The organism is Acinetobacter sp. FDAARGOS_515, from assembly GCF_003938865.1.
Taxonomy (GTDB): domain Bacteria; phylum Pseudomonadota; class Gammaproteobacteria; order Pseudomonadales; family Moraxellaceae; genus Acinetobacter; species Acinetobacter ursingii.
Genome location: NZ_RKIX01000003.1, coordinates 3206174 through 3226827 on the forward strand (window position 1 = coordinate 3206174; position 20654 = coordinate 3226827).

Annotated in this window: 25 protein-coding genes and 1 pseudogene; all 26 read right to left on the reverse strand. The window is 40.6% G+C overall.

The genetic code is table 11. The features are described 5' to 3' along the window. Positions 1-24 precede the first annotated feature (24 nt). Positions 25-286: pseudogene (locus EGS47_RS18740) on the reverse strand (transcriptional regulator); the annotation flags it as partial. A gap of 164 nt (positions 287-450) precedes the next feature. Continuing rightward, on the reverse strand, positions 451-816 hold the full coding sequence (locus EGS47_RS16940; RefSeq protein WP_004989418.1) for a lipopolysaccharide assembly protein LapA domain-containing protein: 366 nt from the start codon (positions 814-816) through the stop codon (positions 451-453). Between the two features lie 30 nt (positions 817-846). Beyond that, complete coding sequence (locus EGS47_RS16945; protein ID WP_004989420.1) at positions 847-1152, reverse strand: integration host factor subunit beta; 306 nt, start codon at positions 1150-1152, stop codon at positions 847-849. Between the two features lie 157 nt (positions 1153-1309). Continuing rightward, complete coding sequence (gene rpsA / locus EGS47_RS16950) at positions 1310-2983, reverse strand: 30S ribosomal protein S1 (RefSeq protein WP_004989421.1); 1674 nt, start codon at positions 2981-2983, stop codon at positions 1310-1312. A 113-nt stretch (positions 2984-3096) separates the two neighbouring features. Then, positions 3097-3780, reverse strand: coding sequence for a (d)CMP kinase (gene cmk / locus EGS47_RS16955; protein ID WP_004997193.1), 684 nt, complete (start codon positions 3778-3780; stop codon positions 3097-3099). A gap of 10 nt (positions 3781-3790) precedes the next feature. Further along, complete coding sequence (locus EGS47_RS16960; protein ID WP_035272066.1) at positions 3791-4228, reverse strand: SRPBCC family protein; 438 nt, start codon at positions 4226-4228, stop codon at positions 3791-3793. A 112-nt stretch (positions 4229-4340) separates the two neighbouring features. Then, entirely contained in the window at positions 4341-4862 is a 522-nt protein-coding gene (gene tadA, locus EGS47_RS16965) for a tRNA adenosine(34) deaminase TadA (RefSeq protein WP_125269837.1), read from the reverse strand. Between the two features lie 3 nt (positions 4863-4865). Further along, on the reverse strand, positions 4866-5990 hold the full coding sequence (locus EGS47_RS16970; protein WP_004989425.1) for an enoyl-CoA hydratase/isomerase family protein: 1125 nt from the start codon (positions 5988-5990) through the stop codon (positions 4866-4868). Next, positions 5987-6700, reverse strand: coding sequence for a uracil-DNA glycosylase (gene ung / locus EGS47_RS16975; RefSeq protein ID WP_004997171.1), 714 nt, complete (start codon positions 6698-6700; stop codon positions 5987-5989). Before ung ends, EGS47_RS16970 begins: the two co-directional genes overlap by 4 nt. Before the next feature lie 47 nt (positions 6701-6747). Then, entirely contained in the window at positions 6748-7344 is a 597-nt protein-coding gene (locus tag EGS47_RS16980) for a 6-pyruvoyl trahydropterin synthase family protein (protein ID WP_005003992.1), read from the reverse strand. 161 nt (positions 7345-7505) lie between these two features. Beyond that, the gene (gene gspK / locus EGS47_RS16985; protein ID WP_005003990.1) at positions 7506-8471 is read right to left on the reverse strand and encodes a type II secretion system minor pseudopilin GspK; all 966 of its coding nucleotides are present in this window, start codon (positions 8469-8471) and stop codon (positions 7506-7508) included. 5 nt (positions 8472-8476) lie between these two features. Beyond that, complete coding sequence (locus EGS47_RS16990; RefSeq protein WP_228711836.1) at positions 8477-9277, reverse strand: GspJ family type II secretion system protein; 801 nt, start codon at positions 9275-9277, stop codon at positions 8477-8479. A gap of 239 nt (positions 9278-9516) precedes the next feature. Then, positions 9517-9870: a type II secretion system protein GspI gene (locus tag EGS47_RS18745; protein ID WP_005003985.1), complete on the reverse strand. Its 354-nt coding sequence runs from the start codon at positions 9868-9870 to the stop codon at positions 9517-9519. 256 nt (positions 9871-10126) lie between these two features. After that, a complete protein-coding gene (locus EGS47_RS17000) occupies positions 10127-10627 on the reverse strand; it encodes a type II secretion system protein (RefSeq protein WP_267313005.1) in 501 nt (166 codons plus the stop codon). Positions 10628-10835: 208 nt separating this feature from the next. Then, positions 10836-11444: a TetR/AcrR family transcriptional regulator gene (locus tag EGS47_RS17005; RefSeq protein ID WP_004989445.1), complete on the reverse strand. Its 609-nt coding sequence runs from the start codon at positions 11442-11444 to the stop codon at positions 10836-10838. Positions 11445-11487: 43 nt separating this feature from the next. Next, entirely contained in the window at positions 11488-12261 is a 774-nt protein-coding gene (locus EGS47_RS17010) for a TatD family hydrolase (RefSeq protein ID WP_005003977.1), read from the reverse strand. A 16-nt stretch (positions 12262-12277) separates the two neighbouring features. After that, complete coding sequence (locus EGS47_RS17015) at positions 12278-12619, reverse strand: PilZ domain-containing protein (protein ID WP_005003975.1); 342 nt, start codon at positions 12617-12619, stop codon at positions 12278-12280. Positions 12620-12631: 12 nt separating this feature from the next. Then, positions 12632-13600 carry a DNA polymerase III, delta' subunit gene (locus EGS47_RS17020; RefSeq protein WP_005003974.1) on the reverse strand — a complete coding sequence of 323 codons (969 nt, stop codon included), beginning with the start codon at positions 13598-13600 and terminating at the stop codon, positions 12632-12634. A gap of 14 nt (positions 13601-13614) precedes the next feature. Further along, positions 13615-14376 (reverse strand): 3-deoxy-manno-octulosonate cytidylyltransferase, encoded by a 762-nt coding sequence (gene kdsB / locus EGS47_RS17025; protein ID WP_005003970.1) that lies wholly within the window; start codon positions 14374-14376, stop codon positions 13615-13617. Continuing rightward, positions 14377-15396: a tetraacyldisaccharide 4'-kinase gene (gene lpxK / locus EGS47_RS17030; protein WP_005003969.1), complete on the reverse strand. Its 1020-nt coding sequence runs from the start codon at positions 15394-15396 to the stop codon at positions 14377-14379. Between the two features lie 5 nt (positions 15397-15401). Then, positions 15402-17129, reverse strand: coding sequence for a lipid A export permease/ATP-binding protein MsbA (msbA, locus tag EGS47_RS17035; protein ID WP_005003962.1), 1728 nt, complete (start codon positions 17127-17129; stop codon positions 15402-15404). Then, positions 17126-17554 (reverse strand): ExbD/TolR family protein, encoded by a 429-nt coding sequence (locus EGS47_RS17040; RefSeq protein ID WP_004989460.1) that lies wholly within the window; start codon positions 17552-17554, stop codon positions 17126-17128. Before EGS47_RS17040 ends, msbA begins: the two co-directional genes overlap by 4 nt. Positions 17555-17565: 11 nt before the next feature. After that, positions 17566-18204, reverse strand: a complete 639-nt coding sequence (locus EGS47_RS17045) for a MotA/TolQ/ExbB proton channel family protein (protein ID WP_004989462.1) — start codon at positions 18202-18204, stop codon at positions 17566-17568. A 47-nt stretch (positions 18205-18251) separates the two neighbouring features. After that, positions 18252-19139: a ParB/RepB/Spo0J family partition protein gene (locus EGS47_RS17050; RefSeq protein WP_005003960.1), complete on the reverse strand. Its 888-nt coding sequence runs from the start codon at positions 19137-19139 to the stop codon at positions 18252-18254. Further along, positions 19136-19918, reverse strand: coding sequence for a ParA family protein (locus EGS47_RS17055; protein WP_004997149.1), 783 nt, complete (start codon positions 19916-19918; stop codon positions 19136-19138). The genes EGS47_RS17050 and EGS47_RS17055 overlap by 4 nt, the downstream gene beginning before the upstream one ends. A gap of 12 nt (positions 19919-19930) precedes the next feature. Further along, complete coding sequence (gene rsmG, locus EGS47_RS17060) at positions 19931-20569, reverse strand: 16S rRNA (guanine(527)-N(7))-methyltransferase RsmG (RefSeq protein ID WP_005003957.1); 639 nt, start codon at positions 20567-20569, stop codon at positions 19931-19933. Between the last annotated feature and the right edge of the window lie 85 nt (positions 20570-20654).

Consider the following 20654-nt stretch of genomic DNA (forward strand, 5'->3'; position numbering starts at 1 on the left):
GCCAAATCACAAAATTCATCTGATCTATCTTTGTTCAGAGATCAGGATGGCATGTGTATCATCATCAAGTGCTTCAAGTATATGTTCTTGATCGGCAGCCTAACAAATATAATCCTCGTCATTTAAAATCATGGGTTCAGCATTCAACCCAACTTTTGCGTGTCCTTTCATAATAATATGTTCAATACTTCCGATCGGGTACCGATGACTCAAACGTGATTCACTTGGCTGAGTAGTCAGGATATAAATCACATCTTAATTTTGTAGGACAATTCGCTAGTAAACTACCTGATAATGCGAATCTCATATCTAACTGAGGACCCGTAATCCTGATCACAGTTAGAGTGACTGCCACCTTGAGAGCTATAGGTTTCCCATAAAAAAACCCTTTAAGTCATAAAGGGTTTTTCTATTTCAATATCTCATACTTTTATCTATAAATAAGACAATTTATAAAGGAGTTCGATTCTGAGTCTCAGGTTGAACTTCTACCACTGTCTTTTCATGCTTGGTATTCGCCGCAACTTGGGCAGCAGCAACCTGTGCCATTTGAATCTGCTCTTTACGCAGATGTTCAATATCCTTTCTCAGTCGTTTAATTTCCCAACCTTTTTGAATGACTTTAAAGACTAAAACACCCAGTAAAAGTCCAATGACAATTCCAAGTGCCAAAGTAATCAAAAGTAATAAGCCCAAACGCATTGCTGGTATTTGTGTGAACAACAAATCCACAGATAACTCCGTACTATTTTGGAGTACCAGAGCAAGCGAATAACCAAATAAAACAACGAGTAATGCGATCAAGATAATACGCATAAGCACCTCATTTTTATTAATTCTTAATTGTTATTTTGCCACAACTTCGTTTACCGCATCACGAAGTGCTTTTCCAGGTTTAAAGTGCGGAACGGCCTTCGCTGCGACTTCAACTGATTTTCCCGTTTTAGGATTACGCCCTACACGTGGATCACGATGATGCAATGCAAAACTACCAAAACCACGAATTTCAATGCGATTATCTGTTGATAAAGCCTCGATCATTTGATCGATCATGATCTTTACCGCTTCTTCTACTAAAGGTTCTGCCAAGTGAGGATTCTTTAAAGCAATACGCTCAATTAAGTCAGATTTGTTAAGTGCTTCAGTCGTCATTGATGACCTCTTTATTTCTTACTGATTTTCAATGACTTTAATAATAACCTGTTTAAATACAAAACGGTAGCGCAGTACACTAATACTACGCTACCGTTTACAGTAAATCGTATAAAAAGTACGAATTAGTTACACTAACCGTACTTTTATATAAGTTTTACTTCATTTGTGCCTTGATCAAGTCACCAATGGTCTTAGGACCATTTTCTTGAGAAGTCGTTGCAGTACGAAGATTTGCAACAGCTTCTTTCTCTTCAGCTTCGTCTTTCGCTTTGATAGACAAGTTGATAGAGCGAGACTTGCGGTCAACGTTGATGATTTTCGCTTCAACTTCTTGACCAACTTCTAGGAACTTAGTTGCATCTTCAACGCGATCACGGTTGATTTCTGATGCTTTCAAAGTTGCTTCAACTTCGTCAGCCAACTTAACAGTTGCGCCTTTCGCGTCAACCGCAGTTACAGTACCTTTAACCAATGCACCACGTTCATTCGCTGCCAAGAAGTCATTGAATGGATCGCTGTTCAATTGTTTGATACCAAGGCTGATACGGTTGCCTTCAGCGTCTACAGACAAGATAACCGCTTCAACAGTGTCACCTTTCTTGTAACGACGGATTGCATCTTCACCTTGTTCGTTCCAAGAGATATCAGACAAGTGAACTAGACCGTCGATACCGCCAGGTAAACCGATGAAAATACCGAAATCAGTGATTGATTTGATCGTACCAGAAACTTTTTCACCTTTGTCGTGAGCCTTAGCAAACTCTTCCCATGGGTTAGCACGAGTTTGTTTGATACCAAGAGAGATACGACGACGTTCTTCATCAACTTCAAGCACCATAACATCAACTTCATCACCAATCTGAACAACTTTAGATGGGTGGATGTTTTTGTTGGTGTGATCCATTTCAGAAACGTGAACAAGACCTTCAACGCCTTCAGCGATTTCAGCGAAACAACCGTAGTCAGTTAAGTTCGTAACACGAGCTTTAACGATAGAACCTTTAGGATAACGGTTCATGATCGCTAACCATGGATCTTCACCAAGTTGTTTAAGACCTAGAGAAACACGGTTACGCTCACGATCAAATTTAAGGACTTTAACAGTCACTTCTTGACCTACTTCAACCACTTCAGATGGGTGCTTGATACGTTTCCAAGCCATATCTGTAATGTGAAGAAGACCATCGATACCGCCAAGATCAACGAATGCGCCGTAATCAGTAAGGTTCTTAATTGTACCTGTAACAGTTTGACCTTCTTCAAGCTGAGCAAGAAGTGCTTCACGGTCAGCAGAAGATTCAGCTTCCATAACTGCACGACGAGATACCACAACGTTGTTACGTTTAGCATCAAGTTTGATCACTTTGAACTCTAACTCTTTACCTTCAAGGTGAGTTGTGTCACGGATTGGACGAGTATCTACAAGTGAACCTGGTAGGAACGCACGAACTGGACCGATGTCAACAGTGAAACCGCCTTTAACTTTACCAGAAATAACACCAGTAACGATTTCGCCATCTTCAAAGATTTTTTCAAGTTTAGTCCAAGTTTCAGCACGTTTTGCTTTTTCACGTGATAAAACAGTTTGACCCATACCGTTGTCAAGCGCTTCTACAACGACGTCAACAGTATCACCAACTTGAACTTCAAGTTCACGTTGTTCATTTAAAAATTCAGCACGATCAACAACGCCTTCAGATTTAAGGCCAGTGTCAACAGTTACCCAGTCACTATCGATGCTAACAACAACACCTTGGATGACTGCACCCTTTTCAACGTTGAGGTTTAATTCACTTTCTTCAAAGAGGGCTGCAAAAGATTCGGTCATGATATACCTGATAAAGTCAGCGGTCTTGGATCAGACAAGGCCGGTTTAGTTAAGTCTCTACATAGTCCGTAATAAACTGATCAAGCTATGCTTTAACTGATTTAAAAAATCGGTTAGGCTTTTATACGTTGGTCGACGTAATCGGTCATTAACTGAAAAACTTGATCAATAGTCAAATTTGAGCTATCAATCTGATAAGCGTCTTCAGCTGGGCGCAAGGGTGCAACTGCTCGTTGCATATCACGCTGATCACGCGACTGTATATTAGCCAAAATGTCGTTCATTTTAACATCTAGCCCCATCCCCTGCAACTGCTTTACGCGACGCTCTGCGCGCGACTCAGCAGATGCGGTCAGATAAATTTTGGCTTCGGCTTCTGGGAAAATGGAAGTCGCCATATCACGACCATCTGCAACCAGACCTGGGGCCAGAATAAAAGCGCGTTGTCGATCAAATAAGGCTTTGCGAAGTTCGGGAACTGCCGCAACCTGAGATGCAAACTCCCCCACGCGTTCTGTACGAATCGTTTGGGTCACATCCTCACCATCTAAAATAATGGCAGTTCCTTCATCTTTTGTTTCAAATTTAATATTAAGATGGGTCGCAACTTCTACACATTCATCTAAACGTATATCTAACGCATCGAGTAAGTTTTTTTGATGTAATGACAGCCCCAGCAATCGATATAAAGCACCTGAGTCAAGTAAATGAAAACCATAATGTTGAGCAAGTTTTGCAGCAAGTGTGCCTTTACCAGAACCACTTGGTCCATCGATTGTAATAATATGAACTGTCATTAAAATCCCACTAAGCGATCGATTTTGCTAATTTTGAAAAGCCTAGTGTAATCGCTGCTTTAAGTTGTGCAAGAATTAATTTGCTGACAAATGGAATTTTTGCGGTTAATTCAATGGTATAGGTCACTAAAGTTTTGTTGGGCGAAATTTCCTGAAAATCGATTCGACCAATATGATGTTTGATCAATGGATTATCGATTAATTTGTATTCGATACGCTTATTTTCTTCCAACAAAGTGATTTGTTCTTTTAACGGCTTAAATGGCCCAAACCCCATACGACGTACTGACCCTAAACCATCTGGGCGATCAGGATCTGCGGAGTCCTTAACTCTCAACACTTGGATTGGCGCAAAAGCTTGGTTATAGGTTGCATGTTTTGAGAGTAGATCAAATACTTGATCTATCGGCGCATTAAATTCTTTTTTTATGGTGATGGCATTCATCACATCCCTCCAGATAGCAATGACAATTTATATTGTCAAAATACACTATCGAAACATGCAAAAGGAATCAAGAGATGCTGCGTGAATGTTTTTTGTCAGTTCAGCGAATATGAGGTTATTCTGCATCACTTTTTAAAGCGTTAAAATTAAGCAGACGCTCGGAACGCTTTTGCTCTCTTCGCTGCTTAAAAAAAAGGCTCAATTGCTCTGAGCATTGTTGTTGCATACAACCATGCTCAACGATAAATTTATGATTATAATAACCTGAGCCGAGTAATTGGCGCGCACTGACCAACGATCCTGCCTTTGGCTCTGTGGTTGCAAATACTACGCGATGAATACGAGAATGTATTAATGCACCCACACACATCGTGCAAGGCTCTAAAGTCACATACAAGGTTGCATCAACGGGTAAGCGATAATTTTGAATCGATTCACAAGCCATGCGAATCGCACGAATCTCAGCATGTGCTGTAGGATCATTTAAACAAATCGGTGAATTATAACCTGTACCAATTACCTTATTTTGGCTCACAATCACCGCACCAACAGGTATTTCTCCTTTTGATGCAGCCAATGCAGCCTGCTCAAAAGCAAGCTGCATCCAATACTCATCAGAATAAATTGGCTCAGACATAAGCTAGTTGATAACACCATAATGTTTGAGCAATTGATTCCAGCTTTCAATATTGGTGACAGGTGGATGATCACCCAAAATACCTTTTAAGCTAAAATCTTGAGTATCTTTCCATGCAGGCGATAAATCTTTATCAACCAGACGTGCACGAACACCCTCTACAAAATCAGGATGGCGGATTTTCCAGTCAGAAATTTGCGCTTCAAGCTTAAACACTTCATCCCAAGCATGTACCTGCTTGCCCCATTGCCACAGAAGCCATGTAATTGCTGCCGTACTTGGTGAACCCTTTTGTAAATTTTCACTGGCTTGACGTAACCAGTCACTACGCGCATCATTTAGTCCAATAATCGCCTGATAATCCTGCTCAAAACTGACGCCACGACAAACGCTATGAATGACATCCAGAGAGTTTTGTAATGGCCCTGCTGCCACAGGTCGATGCAAACTATTTAACGTATCATCAATTGCTCTAAAGTCGCCTGCTGGATAATGACTCCAGTCGATATCGATGACTTTTTTCAGTACATTATCACGTTGAGCATCGCAAATATGGGTTGCCCAACCAATGCTGTACGCACCAGCTGCCGTCATGATCGAACCTGTCAGTCCTGTAAATAAACCTATAGGACCACGATCTGCAAGGAAACGACTTGCACCGACATCAGGATACAAACCAATATTAATTTCTGGCATTGCTAAACGTGAATATGGCGTCACCAAACGAAATGGCGCAGCCATAAATAAGCCCAAACCACCGCCCATGACATAACCTTCACCCCACACAATCACAGGTTTGGCATAGTTATGAAGTAAAAGGTCTAGCGCGTATTCCTGCTCAAAAAACTGATTGGCAGTTTCAACTTCATTATTAATCACCAATTGGCGAAGCTTACGGACGTCTCCCCCCGCACAAAATGCTTTTGGCGTTGTAGAATCTAACCAAATGGCTTTCACCTGATCATCCTTGTGGAAATCCTCAAAGACACGCAATAGTGCAGTCGCAATCGACTCATCTAAAGCATGCAAAGACTTCGGGCGATTCAGGCGAACAATGCGCCAGCCGTTTTTTGCCTCTTCGACAATAAGATCTGGGTGATATCGGGTTACATCGGGAGAATTTGTCATGCGTCCAACTGCCAATCTATAGGCTCAATGCCATTTTGTTTCAAATAATTATTCGTCTTGGAAAAGACTTTACAACCAAAAAAACCGCCACGATTTGCTGCCAGTGGCGATGGGTGTGCTGCGGTCAGCACCAGATGTTTGTTTCGATCGATACGTTGTCCTTTACGTTGTGCATAAGCACCCCATAAAATAAAAACCACATGTTCACGCTGTTCATTGAGTACATCGATAACATGATCTGTAAACTCTTCCCAACCACGTTTCTGATGTGAGGTCGGTTGTCCTGCTTCAACAGTCAGTACGCTATTGAGAAGCAAAACGCCTTGATTGGCCCATTTGGTCAAATCCCCATGATTTGACATAGGCACACCCAAATCAGTGTGTAATTCATGAAAAATATTGCGTAAAGAGGGTGGTAAGGTGATGCCACGTTGTACAGAAAAACTTAATCCATTGGCCTGATTCGGTCCATGATAAGGATCTTGTCCCAAAATAACGACTTTCACCTGATCTAAAGGCGTGGTATTCAGGGCATTAAAAATTTGTTTACTCGGCGGATAAACCAGTTTTTGCGCCTGCTTTTCCTGAACCAAGAAATCACGCAAGTTATCCATCAGCGGACTTAGCAAAAAGTCTGCCAGTGAATATTTCCAACTTTGTTCTAACTGAACCTTACCCAGTTTATCCTGCTGTTGCTCAGTTAATTGCATTATTCCATCCTGAAATCAATCGATTACCTTTTATATTCTTTATTGACCTAGATGGTCACTTGTAACTCAACTTTTGGGTTTTGAAATTTAGCGCCTTGTTTTAATTGTTCATACATCTCTGGATCAGACCACTCTAATCTGACTTGCTCTGAAAATTCAATACTTTCCAGACCCAGTTCACCCATTTGTGTATTTTGAATATCTTCCAAAAAGCTTTGTGCATAGCCTGTATCAGTTTCATGCACGATCACAGAATAAACCTCAACATCTCCTTCACCATTTTGGGTTTCCGTTGATTTTAAAACTTGCTGCGCCAAATAAAAGAAGATACGGGAAAACTGTTCTGCCGAAGGTGAAACAGGTAACGCCACCCAACGTGCACTAAATGTTTTACAAGCTTGAATATATTCAGCACTATCATTTTGCCAAAAACAAATCGCATGATCAAAACTATCAAATAGTTCTTTGATGACCCCTTTGAGCAAACCAAAGTCGTATACCATTTGCCCATGATCAAGCTTGGAAGCTTTAAGTATCAACTCAACTTTATAGCTATGACCGTGAATCGAACGTTTACAACGATCCGATGTACAATTTCGCACAATATGAGCATTTTCAAACTTAAATAACTTTCGGATTAACATGCGCCAAATTAAAAATAATGATCAACGGATTCTAATTATAAAGGAAAAAGTCGGAGCTTTACATTAATTTTAACGTTAATAGCAATAGTCAAAAAGTATCAGAACATTTATTTTTAGGTCAATTTTTCAACACTGATGAGCGATCGTACTTTTTAATACTTTTAAAAAGGCGCCAAGCTTCTTGAATAGACAAAAACCTGTTTGTCCTTACGCATCAGGCTACTCCTAAACTGACGTTTACGTTCACTCAACATGACCTCTATATGTGCCTGAAAATAATTGGATTTAACATCGAGTAAAGACATCACCCGTTGTTTATTGTCTGGATCGATATTTTTAAATGCATCTAATGACCAGAGATCATTGACACTATTAAAATATTCCATTTTTGCAAATTTTGCCTTGAGTTGCTCTTCAATCGCGTGTTGATCCAGTTTTTCATCAATACTTGCCAGAACTAGAGCAGATGCCGTATTAATATTGATTTTTGTGGATTGTGTAGTGGGTAAAGCACTAATATAAGGTTTGATCAAATCAAAATTTTTACCCTCAAAACCGCGTACTCTTTTTAATTCTTCAATACTATGAAACTGGGTATTGGGTGCAAGATAAGGTGGCTGTAAGCCTTGATAATACGAACTTTCCGCCCCCATTGCGCCAGTAGGTTGATCATCTGGATCTTGCCAATCAATGACAGCCTGACTTAGTTCTGCTGGTAACCCAACTCTGACTAATAACTTTTCAAACCATTTTTGAACATTTTCATCAGGTGTTCCATCCGCCTTCACCAAATTATTAAGATTGAATTTTCCAGATTCATCCTGCAACTCTCCAGAAATATAACCATCTTCCACAGGAAAAGCAGACATCGGCTTAGCCCATGTCTCCCCTAAATGATCAACTTGCGCACTATCTTGAGCATCTTGCACCAAAAGCTCTGAAAAGAAGGCTTCCGCACTTTTGGCATAAAGCAAGGATTGATCTTGTCGAATCAGATAGGCTGTGTTTTCAGCAGTATTGCTTTGTTTTTTTGCAATTGTTGCGGCCAAAATTGTTGCTAACGCCACCATCACCAGAATTGTAATCAATGCAATACCTTGCTGATTCTTTATGCGGCTTCTCATCATGATGATTAATTCTGTCCAGTCTGATTAGTGGAATTGTGATTGGTATTATTCGTTGAATTATTATTGTTGCTTGGTGCATCATTTTGTTGCTGCTTTAAAACAATAGGTTTAGTATCCAGCAAACTGTAAATCCATTCATATTCAGTTCCCGCAATGGTGATATTAATTTTTAAACCTGCGGGCAAAAGTTTTAAATTTTGAGTCTGGGTAAAATCTAAACTTACATCAGGCCATTGATTCAAGGCTTGAGGATTCAATACATTAATTTGAAACTGTTCCACATTTTTCAATAGGATACTGGATTGAGGCTGTACACTATTGGGTAGATTCAAATCTGAATATTTTAAGCGATAGACTACTTTCTGCGAAGCATCATAGCGATACTCAATCCGCTCATAAGGCGACACCCCCTGCCCTAATGGATCAGTCACACCAGCTTTGCTAAACTGAAGTACGTTATTATTCAGTGATAATGCTGGACGGATTTGCCCATTCATATTTGCCGTAAGTGGAATGATCTGTAGAGTATCTCGCAAAATTTGCTGATATGCGTCTTGTAAAATAAAAAGTTGCTCTTCGTGCTGAGCATTTCGATCTTTAGTCTTGATGAGATAATCAAAAACTTTCCAACCTAATGCAGATAATACTGCAAATATCGCAATCGCGACTAAAAGCTCAACCAACGTAAATCCTGAGCAGCGATTAGCAAAACATCGTTTTGCCGCTGCGCAAGGTGAGGAGCTATGCTTCGAGTCGCGAGGTTTTAATCGAGCAACGCTCGATCCTGCCGCAAGACGAAAAGCTATGCTTTTAGTGCGAAGATGAGCGCAAGGTGAGAAGCTATGCTTCGAGTGGCGAAGTTTAAATCGAGCAACGCTCGATCTGAGAAGCAACGCTTCGCAAGAAGACTGAGAAGCTGTGCTTTGAGTACGATGATGCGCGCAAAACACAAAGTCATAGGTGAATTGGCAAGGTTGAAATTGCGTAATTATTTTACGTCTCGAAAAAAGGGGTTCATTACAGGCTTGATTATCTTTTTTATTTTTCATTGCGTTTTGACTTGTTGAGGATAATTAAAAAACACAACATTGGTAATGCCAGATTCGACCTTACCTTGTTCAGTATTAAATAAACTGACTTGTATCTCAACGCGCTGCACATTAGGGCTGATCGTAGATTCAGAACGTTTATCAATTTGCCATGTTTCACCCTGAGACGTGATTTGCTTAGACTCAGTTCCAGTCAACCATTGTTTATTAATTTCCATTTGAGCCGCTTCATTCATGGCAACAAACTGACCTTTAGTTCTTAAAATGGCATTTGCAGTGGACTGAGTATATTGCATACCCACCTTTGTCACGGCAACGGCTGCAATTGCAAAAATAGCCAAAGCCACCATGACTTCAAGTAATGTAAATCCTGAGTAAGGATTAACAAAGCGAAGCTTTGTCCGAGCGCAAGATGAGAAGCTATGCTTCGAATGGCGAGGACTAACAAAACATAGTTTTGCCGCTCTGCAAGACGAAAAGCTCTGCTTCGAGTGACAAGATTTAAATCGAGTAACGCTTGATCTAAAAGGCAGCGCTTCGCAAGAATAATAAGAAGCTATGCGTCGAATGCGAGGATGAGCACAAGACCAGAATCCAGAATCGGGTTTATTGGTTTTCATTAATATTACCCAGATGATCAACCTCAATTGGATCACCAACAGGGTTTTGTTCAAAATAAAACTGGATTCGTACTGGTTTTACTTCGCCATTACCAAACCAAATTAATTTGGGAGCTTGTTGATTAATTAAATCCTGTTGATTTGCATTCTGATAGTTTTGATCAACAGATTCAATATTAAACGCGACTCTTTCAGGCAATACTCTGACAGGAAATTCCGAATAAGGTTGCCATTTTTTATCTTCCTGAATAACTGTTTGAGTACGAAGGTCATGATATTCAGCCAGCTCATAGCTAAATGGGGCGACATCAGTCGCATTATGAGTTAATAGAGCAAAAATACGGGATTGATCAACCGATTCTTTATTGATTTTTTTTAAATCGAGAATAAAAAATTCACGTGCTTGCATTGCTTTACGCTGATCAACCCCACTGATATTTAATAAAATCAGCGAAGCCAAAATCGCGATAATAACAATGACCACCATCAACTCGATCAACGTAAATCCTGAGCGAGGATTAACAAAGCGAAGCTTTGTCCGAGCGCAAGACGAAAAGCTATGCTTGGAGTGGCAAGGTTTAAATCGAGCAACGCTCGATCTGAGAAGCAACGTTTCGCAAGAAGGCTGAGAAGCTATGCTTCGAGTATGAGGATGAGCACAAGACGAAAAGCCTTGCTTCGCGTGTTCGTCCTGATTAGGCATATTGTTCTTGAATAAACTTAGGCATAGCTAAAGCCTGATCAATATAAGCAATGCGCAAAGTATCTCTTGAACCCAAATAACGCTGATAAAAACTTGAATTTAAGATCGCCGCAGCACCATGCGTAAGTGACCAAATCCCAGCCAAATAATCACGGGTCGTCATTGAACTTTGGATTGACTCCAGATAAGTATCTGTCATACCAATAATAATGCGTAAACGTTTTTTACGAATCTGATAAAGCTCTTGAAAAAGTTGCTGTATCCCTTGTCCAGTTGTCGACAAACGCTCTTCAATCTGATGAAACATCACGGTACGTTCAGGATGATGCAAATGATGCAACATAAAAAAAGCTAAATGCTCCTGAAAAGTCTTTTGCGTATCCTGCACCATTTCGTGCAACATCTTTTCATTACGAATGATCAATAAAATATACAGTTCATCTTTACTTTGAAAGTGCTTATAAAGCGTGCCTTTAGCAAGATCAAGCTCCGCTGCCAAAGCATCAAGTGTCATACCTGCTTCGCCATTTTCCAATAGGAGTTGTTCTGCAACCTGAAATATCAATATTTCTCTTGCTCGAAACTGAGCCTGACGATCCATCTTCACGCAATAACTCTCTTACTTTAGCTTTCGTTTAATTCAACTATTTCATATTCAGAAGATTTTCAAAGTTTTGGCGAGTAATAGCTGCCATTTCTTCTAGAGGTTTATCATATACATCACTTAAAGCTTTGGCTACAAATGGCACATATTTTGGTTCATTTGATTTACCACGATAAGGCATAGGTGCCAAATAGGGGCTATCTGTTTCGATTAACACTCGATCAAGTGGGACTTGTTTAGCGACATCTCGTAAATCTTGCGCATTTTTAAAGGAAATAATGCCCGAAAAGGAAATATAGTAACCACAATCTAGCGCCGCTTTTGCCGTTTCCCAATCTTCAGTGAAGCAATGTAAAATACCATGTGTCGAATGTTCAGCACGGATAATATCAATGGTATCTTGCTTGGCAGAACGAGTATGTACCACCACTGGTTTTTTCACAATTTTAGATGCCGCAATATGTCGGGCAAAACATTGCTTTTGTTGTTCTACAAATTCAGTACTGTGATAATAATCAAGCCCCGTTTCGCCTAATGCCCAAACTTTATCAGATTGTGCCAATTCAACCAGAAATTCAGTGGTCGCTCGCGCCATCGTGGCTGCATCTTCACAGGGATGCACACCAACACTATAACCCACATCATCATGGCGTTCGGCGATTTGAGCAAGTTGAAGATGATCGTCCAGATCCACTGAAATACTCATAAACTTGGATACACCTGCTTGACGCGCCTGTGCCAAGGCCTGATCCAAATCTCCATCATAAGCTGTCAAATCCAGCATGGTCAGATGACAATGAGTATCTACAAACACATTTTTTTCCTATTTTTTACATGGTGAAATTAGGACGATCAGATACACTACCCGCCAAAAGCTTTTCTGCTTCATTTTTGTAGTAGATTCCCTTTTCGCCACTGAGTTGAATCGCAAAACCATGCGGTTTAACCCCAGTTTGTTTACGTGAAATCCAGATCACTTTTCCAGTGAGTGGAATCTTTTGCGACTGCTCAGGCAAGGTAGCCAGTACAAATATCTCGTCACCCAGCTTGACAGCTTGCTTGGAAGGAATAAATAAACCACCACCTTGCACAAAACTCATATAACTGGCTTGCAAGGTTACACGATCAGGAATATTTAACTGAATAATTCCGCCCATCATACGTGGTTCCATTCTACTTCCCCTTTATTTAACATTCATTAATTTTATAAAAAGTTGATCCAAAACCAGATTGGTTTGTACATTTTGTTCAACCAATTGCTTGGCATGTTGTATTTCTGCATAGATTTCAAACAATTGCTCAAGCGTATAGGCTGGCACGATTTGATCAAAAGACAGATCAATGTTTTTGATTGATTGATTGAGCTTGACACAAATTACATCACCCAACAAGTACTCCAACATCGCAATAAAATCATTAAAGCTCAGCTCTTTTGACCATTTGGTTGCGAGCATTATGGGTTTATTTTTCTGTATGACCAAATTTGTCCAATCAGCCATAAAGTCAGTACGCTTATTTAACCAATCACTTTCTGCTAACTGTAACGCACTTAAGGGCATAGCGCCCGTAAGATTCAAAAGTAAGTTGATTTGTTCTACCGAAAGTTCAGGCTGTTCATTTTGAATATATTGCAATGCTTGCTCAGGTGAAATTCGATCTAGTGCAAAATGCTGCAAACGACTGCGGATAGTCGCAGGTAATTTTAGATAATGATCTGCCAATAAAATTAAAATGATACGTTCACCCGGCTCTTCGAGTGTTTTTAAGAGCGCATTGGACGAAGCAATATTCAAAGCTTCCGCGGGTTCAATCACAATCACACGCCAGCCATCTACGGTTTGTTGCACAAAAGGCAATAGCTCACGTATTTTCTCAATTTTGATCTTGGCATTTTGTTTTTTATTGTCTTCATCGGTACTGATATGTACATAATTGGGATGTGTATCGGACTTTAACCACTGACAACTTACGCATTCACCACATGCTGCTTGAGCCTGTTTATTAGAACAGAGAATCCAAGCTAAAAAATGCTGGGCAAATTCATGTTTCCCACAACCATTTTTGCCATAAAACAAGAGACCATGACCCACTTCTGGGAATCGGCTGGTGAGCGTCTCCCATACATTTTGTTGCCACGGATAAACAGTTTGCATCAAATCATCCAAAATTATTGAAAGCTTGAAACGGGCATCGCGTTTAAACGCTCTAAATCCACCAAAGTGTCCACACCCGGTGGCAGATTGGCTTCTGCAATCGCAATCGCGATTCGATGACCATTTTCTAGCACACGCAACTGCTCAAGACTTTCAAGTTTTTCTAATGTACCCTGTTCCCAAGTCACATATTCCTGTAACAAACTGACCCGATAAGCATACAACCCCAAATGACGATAAGCATGTGCATGTAGTTGTTGGGTGTGCTGTTGTGCCGCATCACGGTCATAAGGAATCGTTGCACGACTAAAATATAGCGCTTCATTGCCTTTAGACATGACGACTTTCACAATACTGTTACGCTGAAATTCCTCCAACTGGTGAATCGGCTCACATAAGGTCGACATGGAACAATTTGGTTTTTCAACCAATAACTGACTCACCTGTTGTACTAATTTGGCAGGCAGTAAAGGTTCGTCACCTTGCACATTAACAATAATGTCATCACTTGCCCAGCCTTTGATTCGTGCAACTTCACTTAAACGATCTGTACCAGAAGGATGTTCCGTACTGGTCATCACGACATCAATATTTTCTGTACGACAAATATGAGCAATACGTTCATCATCTGTGGCCACGCAGTAATCATCAAAACCTTGAACTTTTTTTGCCTGATCAACAACACGTAAAATCATGGCACGACCATGAATCTCTAAAAGGGGTTTCCCAGGTAAACGTGAGCTAGCAAAACGAGCAGGAATGACGATGTGTTTCATTTAAATTTCCTGAGGCAGAGAAATACCCAACTGATGTAATTGAGCGTCAAGTAATTGGTAACAATCTTGAGAAAGGATTGCCTCTACAGGCACGACCCAAATTTCAGTAGCGAAATCTGGATACTGTTGAAGCAAAGCTAAAATCTTTACTGCATCTTTTTCAGTGGTAATGATGGGGTTGTGATCATCAAACTGTAAATCTTCAATTTCATAATCATAATGATCGGGAAATTCGTGACATTGAAATTCCTGAATGCCAATCGATTCAAGCGTTTTATAAAAACGCTGCGGAAAACCAATACCGACTACTGCATAAAACTGGTCTTGCGGATTAAATAAACTTGCAGCATTTTCAGATGGATTTAACAAATACGGCTGACCTGCTTGAAGATGCATATTTAAGCTCGACTGCGGTTGTACTCCATGTTCAATAACAGTCCCCGTTTCTAAACGTGATTTGGGTTCACGTAAATAACCTTCAGGCAACAGTTTTTCATTGCCCAAGCCGCGATTAAGATCCAGTACAATCCATTCAATTTGTCGATCTAAGGCCCAATGTTGTAAGCCATCATCACTGATAATGAGATCAATCTCATATTGACTTAACAGTAATTCAATTGCTGCTTTACGATCTGCTCCTACAGCCATCGGCACATGTGTAGATTGAACAATTAAACACGGCTCATCGCCCACTTCGTCAGGTTTGGAACTCATATCCACTAAAGCAGGAAAAGGACCTTGACCACCATAACCACGGCTGATCACACCGACTTTAAGCTGTCGCTGCATCAGATATTTGATCAGTTGGATTAATAGAGGCGTTTTACCGCTCCCACCTACCGTAATATTGCCAATCACCATCACAGGTACGGGTGCGGTATATACTGCTTTTACGCCAGTTTGATAAAGCTTGTGATTAAAACTTGAACCTACCCAATATAAACATGACAGTGGACGTAACAAAATTAGCCATTTTGCTTGTTTATTCCACGCATCCTGAATTATTTGGGCAAAAGACATGCAGACTAATCCTCGAAATTACGCTGGTGTAATTGATAGTAAGCGCCTTGTTTAGCCAGTAATTCCGAATGTGTACCTTGCTCCACAATACGACCTTTATCCATCACCACAATTCGATCTGCATTTTCAATCGTTGACAAACGATGTGCAATCACAATGGTGGTACGATCTTGCTGCATCGCCTGATCAAAAGCTTTTTGGATAAAATGCTCAGATTCATTATCCAGTGCACTTGTCGCTTCATCCAAGATCAAAATCGGAGCATCTTTTAGGATCGCTCGGGCAATCGCGATACGCTGACGCTGACCACCCGATAGATTCAATCCCTGAGCGCCAAGAACAGTGTCATAACCTTGTGGTAAGTTCATAATAAAATCATGTGCATAAGCAGCTTTTGCCGCAGCGATAATATCCTCTTCTTTTGCACCTTCAAGCTGTCCATACGCAATATTTTCGCGCACTGTACGATTAAATAACACTACTTGCTGATTCACCATCGCAACCTGACGGCGTAAAGTTGGTAAATCGATATCTTCAATACGAAGATCGTCCAGATAAATTTGACCGCTAGTCGTTTCCTGAAAACGCACCAACAAATTCACCAAAGAAGTTTTACCTGCGCCAGAACGCCCGACCAAAGCAATCGTTTCACCTGATTTGATATTGAGCGTAAAATCCTGAATGGCATGAACATCTGATTTATACACCAGACCCACATGATCAAAACGAATATTACCTTTCAATTCAGGCTTCAAAGTTCCTGTATTTTTTTCTTCAGGTAGATCCAATAATTCAAAAACAGAATAAGCTGCTGCAATACCGCGTTGTATCTTTTCATTAACATCGGTCAGATTTTTTATAGGCTTTGCGAGCAAGCCGGCAGCCGTAATATAGGCCACAAACTCACCCGCAGTCGTATTACCCAAAATTTGTGGACGCAATGCCAACCAGACGATCAAACTCATGGCAAATGCCATTACCAATTGTACCAGTGGCGAGTTCATGTTTTGAACTACCACCATTTTCAAACCACGTTTGAGGTTTTCCTGAGAAGATTTATAAAAGCGCTGTTGTTCTGAGGCCTCGCCATTAAAGGTTTTGACCACTGAATTACCATTGATACTTTCCTGTACCACGTGATTCACATCACCCATGGTATTTTGTACTTGAATCGAAAGTTTACGCATTCTTTTAGATGCTTTACGAACAAGCAAACCAATCAAAGGCATAAAAATTAGAATACACAGAGTCAAACGCCAGTTCGAGTAAAAAAGATAACCCAATAAGCCAATGGTAATAAAACCCTCTTTAACAATGGTCGTCAGCGATTCAGAAGATGCAGCCGTGAGTTGCTCTACGTTATACATGATCTTGGCAGTAATATGCCCTGACGAATTATCCAGATAATATTGTGAAGGCAAACACAACAGTTTTGCATAGACATCCTGACGGATACTAAAGATCAAACTGCGTGAGATGACAGCGGTAAAATAACTGCCCATGAACAAGCCCAGACCACGAAAGAAAACCAACAACACTATAAGTGCTGGAAACCAATCAAGATTTTGTCGACTACCTTCCTGAATTGCATCAATGATATATTTTAATAACTTGGCAACTGACACCTCAGTTGCAGCATTGATCGCAAAACCAACCAATACCAATAATGCAATGCCCCAAAAGGGTTTTAGATAGGATAGTAGACGAAGATAAATCTTAAAATCTTGCTTCACTCAGTAAAACCTCTGGAAGGAACTTTTGTACTAATGTTAATGTTAACAAAACCAAGCTGTCCTGCCACATCCATCACGCGAATCACATCCTGATGCGTCGCTTTGGCATCAGCAGCGATGACAAACATTAAATCACGACGATCATGTGCCGCCTGTTTAATTGCACTACTTAAATCAGAACTACTCTGACTAGAAATAGCTTGACCATTGACCATGTAATGCCCCGAAGAGTCTACCATGACCTCGATTTTTTGATCGTATTGTTTTGGTGGAACCCCTTGTGCATCGGGTAAAGTCAGATTAATTCGACTATTTTGTGCAAAGGTCGTAGAAAGCAACAAAAACACCAAAATAAACAGCAGACAATCAATCATCGGTGTCAGATTGATATGAATATCTTCAACTTGCGGGCGCTTAAATTTCATAATATCCCACCCTAGCCTACACGACGTTGCTCAAATGCATTTGACTGTGAAGGTTTGAAAAAAAGTGCGGCATGAAAAAGAGTCGCTTGTTGTTCAAGCTCCGCGATGTATTCATGTACAAGACGCTGAAAATAACGATACGCCATTAACGCTGGAATTGCGATCAACATCCCCACAGCGGTAGTGATCAACGCTTTAGAAATACCAGGAATCATTAAAGTTGGACTACTACTCGATCCAATATCAATCACTAGAAAGGATTCGATGATTCCAACGACTGTACCCAAAAGACCAAGTAAAGGCGCAACAGCACTCATCGTTCCCAAAAAGTTAATATTACGTTCCAGATACCCAATTTCCTGAGAAGCGGTAACTTCCATTTGTGCTTTAGCAAATTGCTCGCCCATACTCTGGTTTTCAATACCAGCTTTTAAAATTCGTCCCAAAGGACTGGTTTGCAAGGCTTGGTTTTGCTGCAATTGCACAATGACCTGATCAACCGAATGAGAACTTGAAGACATGAGGGCGCTTGGCAAAACTGCTGATCGTTTCAGGCGAATAAAACGTTCGATACTAATCGCTACAGTAAAAATAGAACATAGAATGAGGGGCAGCATCAACCAGCCCCCTGCCTTAACTAATTCCCACATGCTGTACTTCCCCAATGACTACAAAAAATTTAAAAGGTCAGCATAGACTAATCGGTTAAGCAAATATTTAAAATACCATCTAACTCATCAAGTGAATGATAGTGAATGACCAGTTTGCCTTTTCCTTGTTTATTGTGATCGATTTTTACATTTGCACCAAAACGTTCAGATAATTTTTGGGTCAATTGCTCAATATCTGGCGAAATCACAGCCTGAGGCTTGTCTTGTTTTGGCTCATTCCATTCACGAACCAGTTGCTCTGTTTGACGTACTGAAAGACTTTTTTCGATGACAATTTTAGCGACTGCCATTTGATCTTTGGCTTTTAACGCCAAAATCGCCCGAGCATGTCCCATATCCAATTGACCTTCCTGCATCAGATTTTTGATGGCATCATCCAGACTGAGTAAACGCAGTAAATTACTGACCGTGGTACGGGCTTTGCCCACGGTTTCTGCAATTTCTTGATGACTTAAACCAAACTCGTCGTGAAAACGTTGTAAAGCCAATGCTTGATCAATTGGATTGAGATCCTGACGCTGAATGTTTTCAATCAGTGCCAATGCAATCGCTACCTGATCATTCAAGTCACGGACAATCGCAGGAATTTCTTTTAAACCTGCCAATTGTGCTGCGCGCCAACGACGTTCACCCGCAATGATTTCATACGGATATTGTTCATCCTCAATCGGACGAATCACAATCGGCTGCATCACACCATGTTTTTCAATCGATGATGCAAGCTCTTTTAAGTCTTGTTCCTGTATAAAGCGACGTGGTTGGTATTCCCCACGTTTCAGTAGATTGACATCAATCTGTTTGAGCTGACCATGATCAATCGCCTGTGCTTCTATTTGTAACTTTTCTTTTTGAATAGAGCCGAGAAGTGCATCCAGACCACGCCCTTTTGCCAATCCGCGTTTTTTTGTGGTCATGCGTGACTCCCTTTTTTCACTTTACTTTTTTTCAACATTTCAGCAGCCAAATTTAAATAAGCCACTGCACCTTTGGAGCTTTTCTCGAAATAAATAATCGGCAAACCGTGTGCAGGTGCTTCAGCAAGACGAACATTACGCGGAATGACCGTATCATAGAGTTTTTTGCCAAAAAATTGTTCTAATTCAGCAGAAACATCACGAGTCAAAGCATTACGTGCATCGTACATGGTGCGTAGTACACCAATAATTTGTAGCTCAGGATTCAAAGCCTGTTGAATACGATCAATGGTCTGGGTTAAATCGGCTAAACCTTCGAGCGCATAATATTCACATTGCATCGGAATCATAACCCCATCTACAGCAGCAAGTGCGTTAACGGTAATTAGACTCAGACTAGGCGCACAGTCGATGATGATATAATCAAAAGCATCACGAACACTATCTAGCGCTTTTTTTAGAATAAATTCACGCCCTTCCTGATCCGCAATCGCAAGCTCTACACCCGAAAGCTCACGGTTTGAACCCAGCACTTTATAACCTACTTCAGATTTTGTGATTGCAGTTTCGACAGGAACTTCACCGAGCAATACATCGGTGATGGAATACAGCAAATCATTTTTCTGCACACCAGACCCCATAGTGGCATTGCCCTGTGAGTCCATATCCACTAAAAGTACGCGTTTTTTTAATACAGCCAATGAGGCAGCCAGATTCACAGCGGTCGTGGTTTTACCTACGCCGCCTTTTTGATTGGCTATTGCAATAATCTGAGCCATAGTTACCCCAATTTAAGATTGTTTTTGTTCAAGTAAAAGCAAATGACGTTGTTCATCTAAACGCGGCACTTGCAACTCAATCACCTGACACGAAAATTCATGTTGCATTTGCTGCATTTCTTCTAAAGGAACCAAACCTTTCATCGCAGCGATGATACTACTTTGATGCATGTACGGCCGTGCGGCATTGACAAAATCAGTCAGTGAAGCAAATGCACGACTGGTAATTACATCGAATTGCCCCAATTCACCAATCGAATCTTCATTTTCCACACGTGTTTGGACAGCAATCACATTGTTTAATTTTAAATCTGCAATAAACTGTTTTAAAAATCGAATCTTTTTACCATTTGAATCTAGCAATACACAGCAACGTTCTGGCTGACATAATGCAATGATCATACCTGGCATACCGCCACCTGTACCGACATCGAGTAAACGACCTTCAGGTAAATCTTTTAAGATACTTAGACTATCCAATAAATGCTTCACCAACATTTCTTTTGGATCCCGTATCGCCGTGAGATTATAGGCTTTATTCCAGAGCACCAATGCATCTTGATATTTCAACAACAGATTTAAAGCATCATCGCTCAGGTCTAAACCTAAAGCCTGACTGCCCTGTTTTAATTCGTGGAAAAAAGGATGCATATCCGTGGAACATCTCTAAAAAGTTAGTTGCAGTATACCTATTTCTCTACTCAAAAGTAGTGGTCAACGATTAGCGTTTACACAG

Coding starts and splice junctions, on each gene's coding strand:
- EGS47_RS16940 (WP_004989418.1), bottom strand. CDS start 816: ATGCGTATTATCTTGATCGCATTACTCGTTGTTTTATTTGGTTATTCG.
- EGS47_RS16945 (WP_004989420.1), bottom strand. CDS start 1,152: ATGACGACTGAAGCACTTAACAAATCTGACTTAATTGAGCGTATTGCT.
- rpsA (WP_004989421.1), bottom strand. CDS start 2,983: ATGACCGAATCTTTTGCAGCCCTCTTTGAAGAAAGTGAATTAAACCTC.
- cmk (WP_004997193.1), bottom strand. CDS start 3,780: ATGACAGTTCATATTATTACAATCGATGGACCAAGTGGTTCTGGTAAA.
- tadA (WP_125269837.1), bottom strand. CDS start 4,862: ATGTCTGAGCCAATTTATTCTGATGAGTATTGGATGCAGCTTGCTTTT.
- EGS47_RS16970 (WP_004989425.1), bottom strand. CDS start 5,990: ATGACAAATTCTCCCGATGTAACCCGATATCACCCAGATCTTATTGTC.
- ung (WP_004997171.1), bottom strand. CDS start 6,700: ATGCAATTAACTGAGCAACAGCAGGATAAACTGGGTAAGGTTCAGTTA.
- EGS47_RS16980 (WP_005003992.1), bottom strand. CDS start 7,344: ATGTTAATCCGAAAGTTATTTAAGTTTGAAAATGCTCATATTGTGCGA.
- gspK (WP_005003990.1), bottom strand. CDS start 8,471: ATGATGAGAAGCCGCATAAAGAATCAGCAAGGTATTGCATTGATTACA.
- EGS47_RS18745 (WP_005003985.1), bottom strand. CDS start 9,870: ATGGTGGCTTTGGCTATTTTTGCAATTGCAGCCGTTGCCGTGACAAAG.
- EGS47_RS17000 (WP_267313005.1), bottom strand. CDS start 10,627: ATGGTGGTCATTGTTATTATCGCGATTTTGGCTTCGCTGATTTTATTA.
- EGS47_RS17005 (WP_004989445.1), bottom strand. CDS start 11,444: ATGGATCGTCAGGCTCAGTTTCGAGCAAGAGAAATATTGATATTTCAG.
- EGS47_RS17015 (WP_005003975.1), bottom strand. CDS start 12,619: ATGGAACCACGTATGATGGGCGGAATTATTCAGTTAAATATTCCTGAT.
- EGS47_RS17020 (WP_005003974.1), bottom strand. CDS start 13,600: ATGCAAACTGTTTATCCGTGGCAACAAAATGTATGGGAGACGCTCACC.
- kdsB (WP_005003970.1), bottom strand. CDS start 14,376: ATGAAACACATCGTCATTCCTGCTCGTTTTGCTAGCTCACGTTTACCT.
- lpxK (WP_005003969.1), bottom strand. CDS start 15,396: ATGTCTTTTGCCCAAATAATTCAGGATGCGTGGAATAAACAAGCAAAA.
- EGS47_RS17040 (WP_004989460.1), bottom strand. CDS start 17,554: ATGAAATTTAAGCGCCCGCAAGTTGAAGATATTCATATCAATCTGACA.
- EGS47_RS17045 (WP_004989462.1), bottom strand. CDS start 18,204: ATGTGGGAATTAGTTAAGGCAGGGGGCTGGTTGATGCTGCCCCTCATT.
- EGS47_RS17050 (WP_005003960.1), bottom strand. CDS start 19,139: ATGACCACAAAAAAACGCGGATTGGCAAAAGGGCGTGGTCTGGATGCA.
- EGS47_RS17055 (WP_004997149.1), bottom strand. CDS start 19,918: ATGGCTCAGATTATTGCAATAGCCAATCAAAAAGGCGGCGTAGGTAAA.
- rsmG (WP_005003957.1), bottom strand. CDS start 20,569: ATGCATCCTTTTTTCCACGAATTAAAACAGGGCAGTCAGGCTTTAGGT.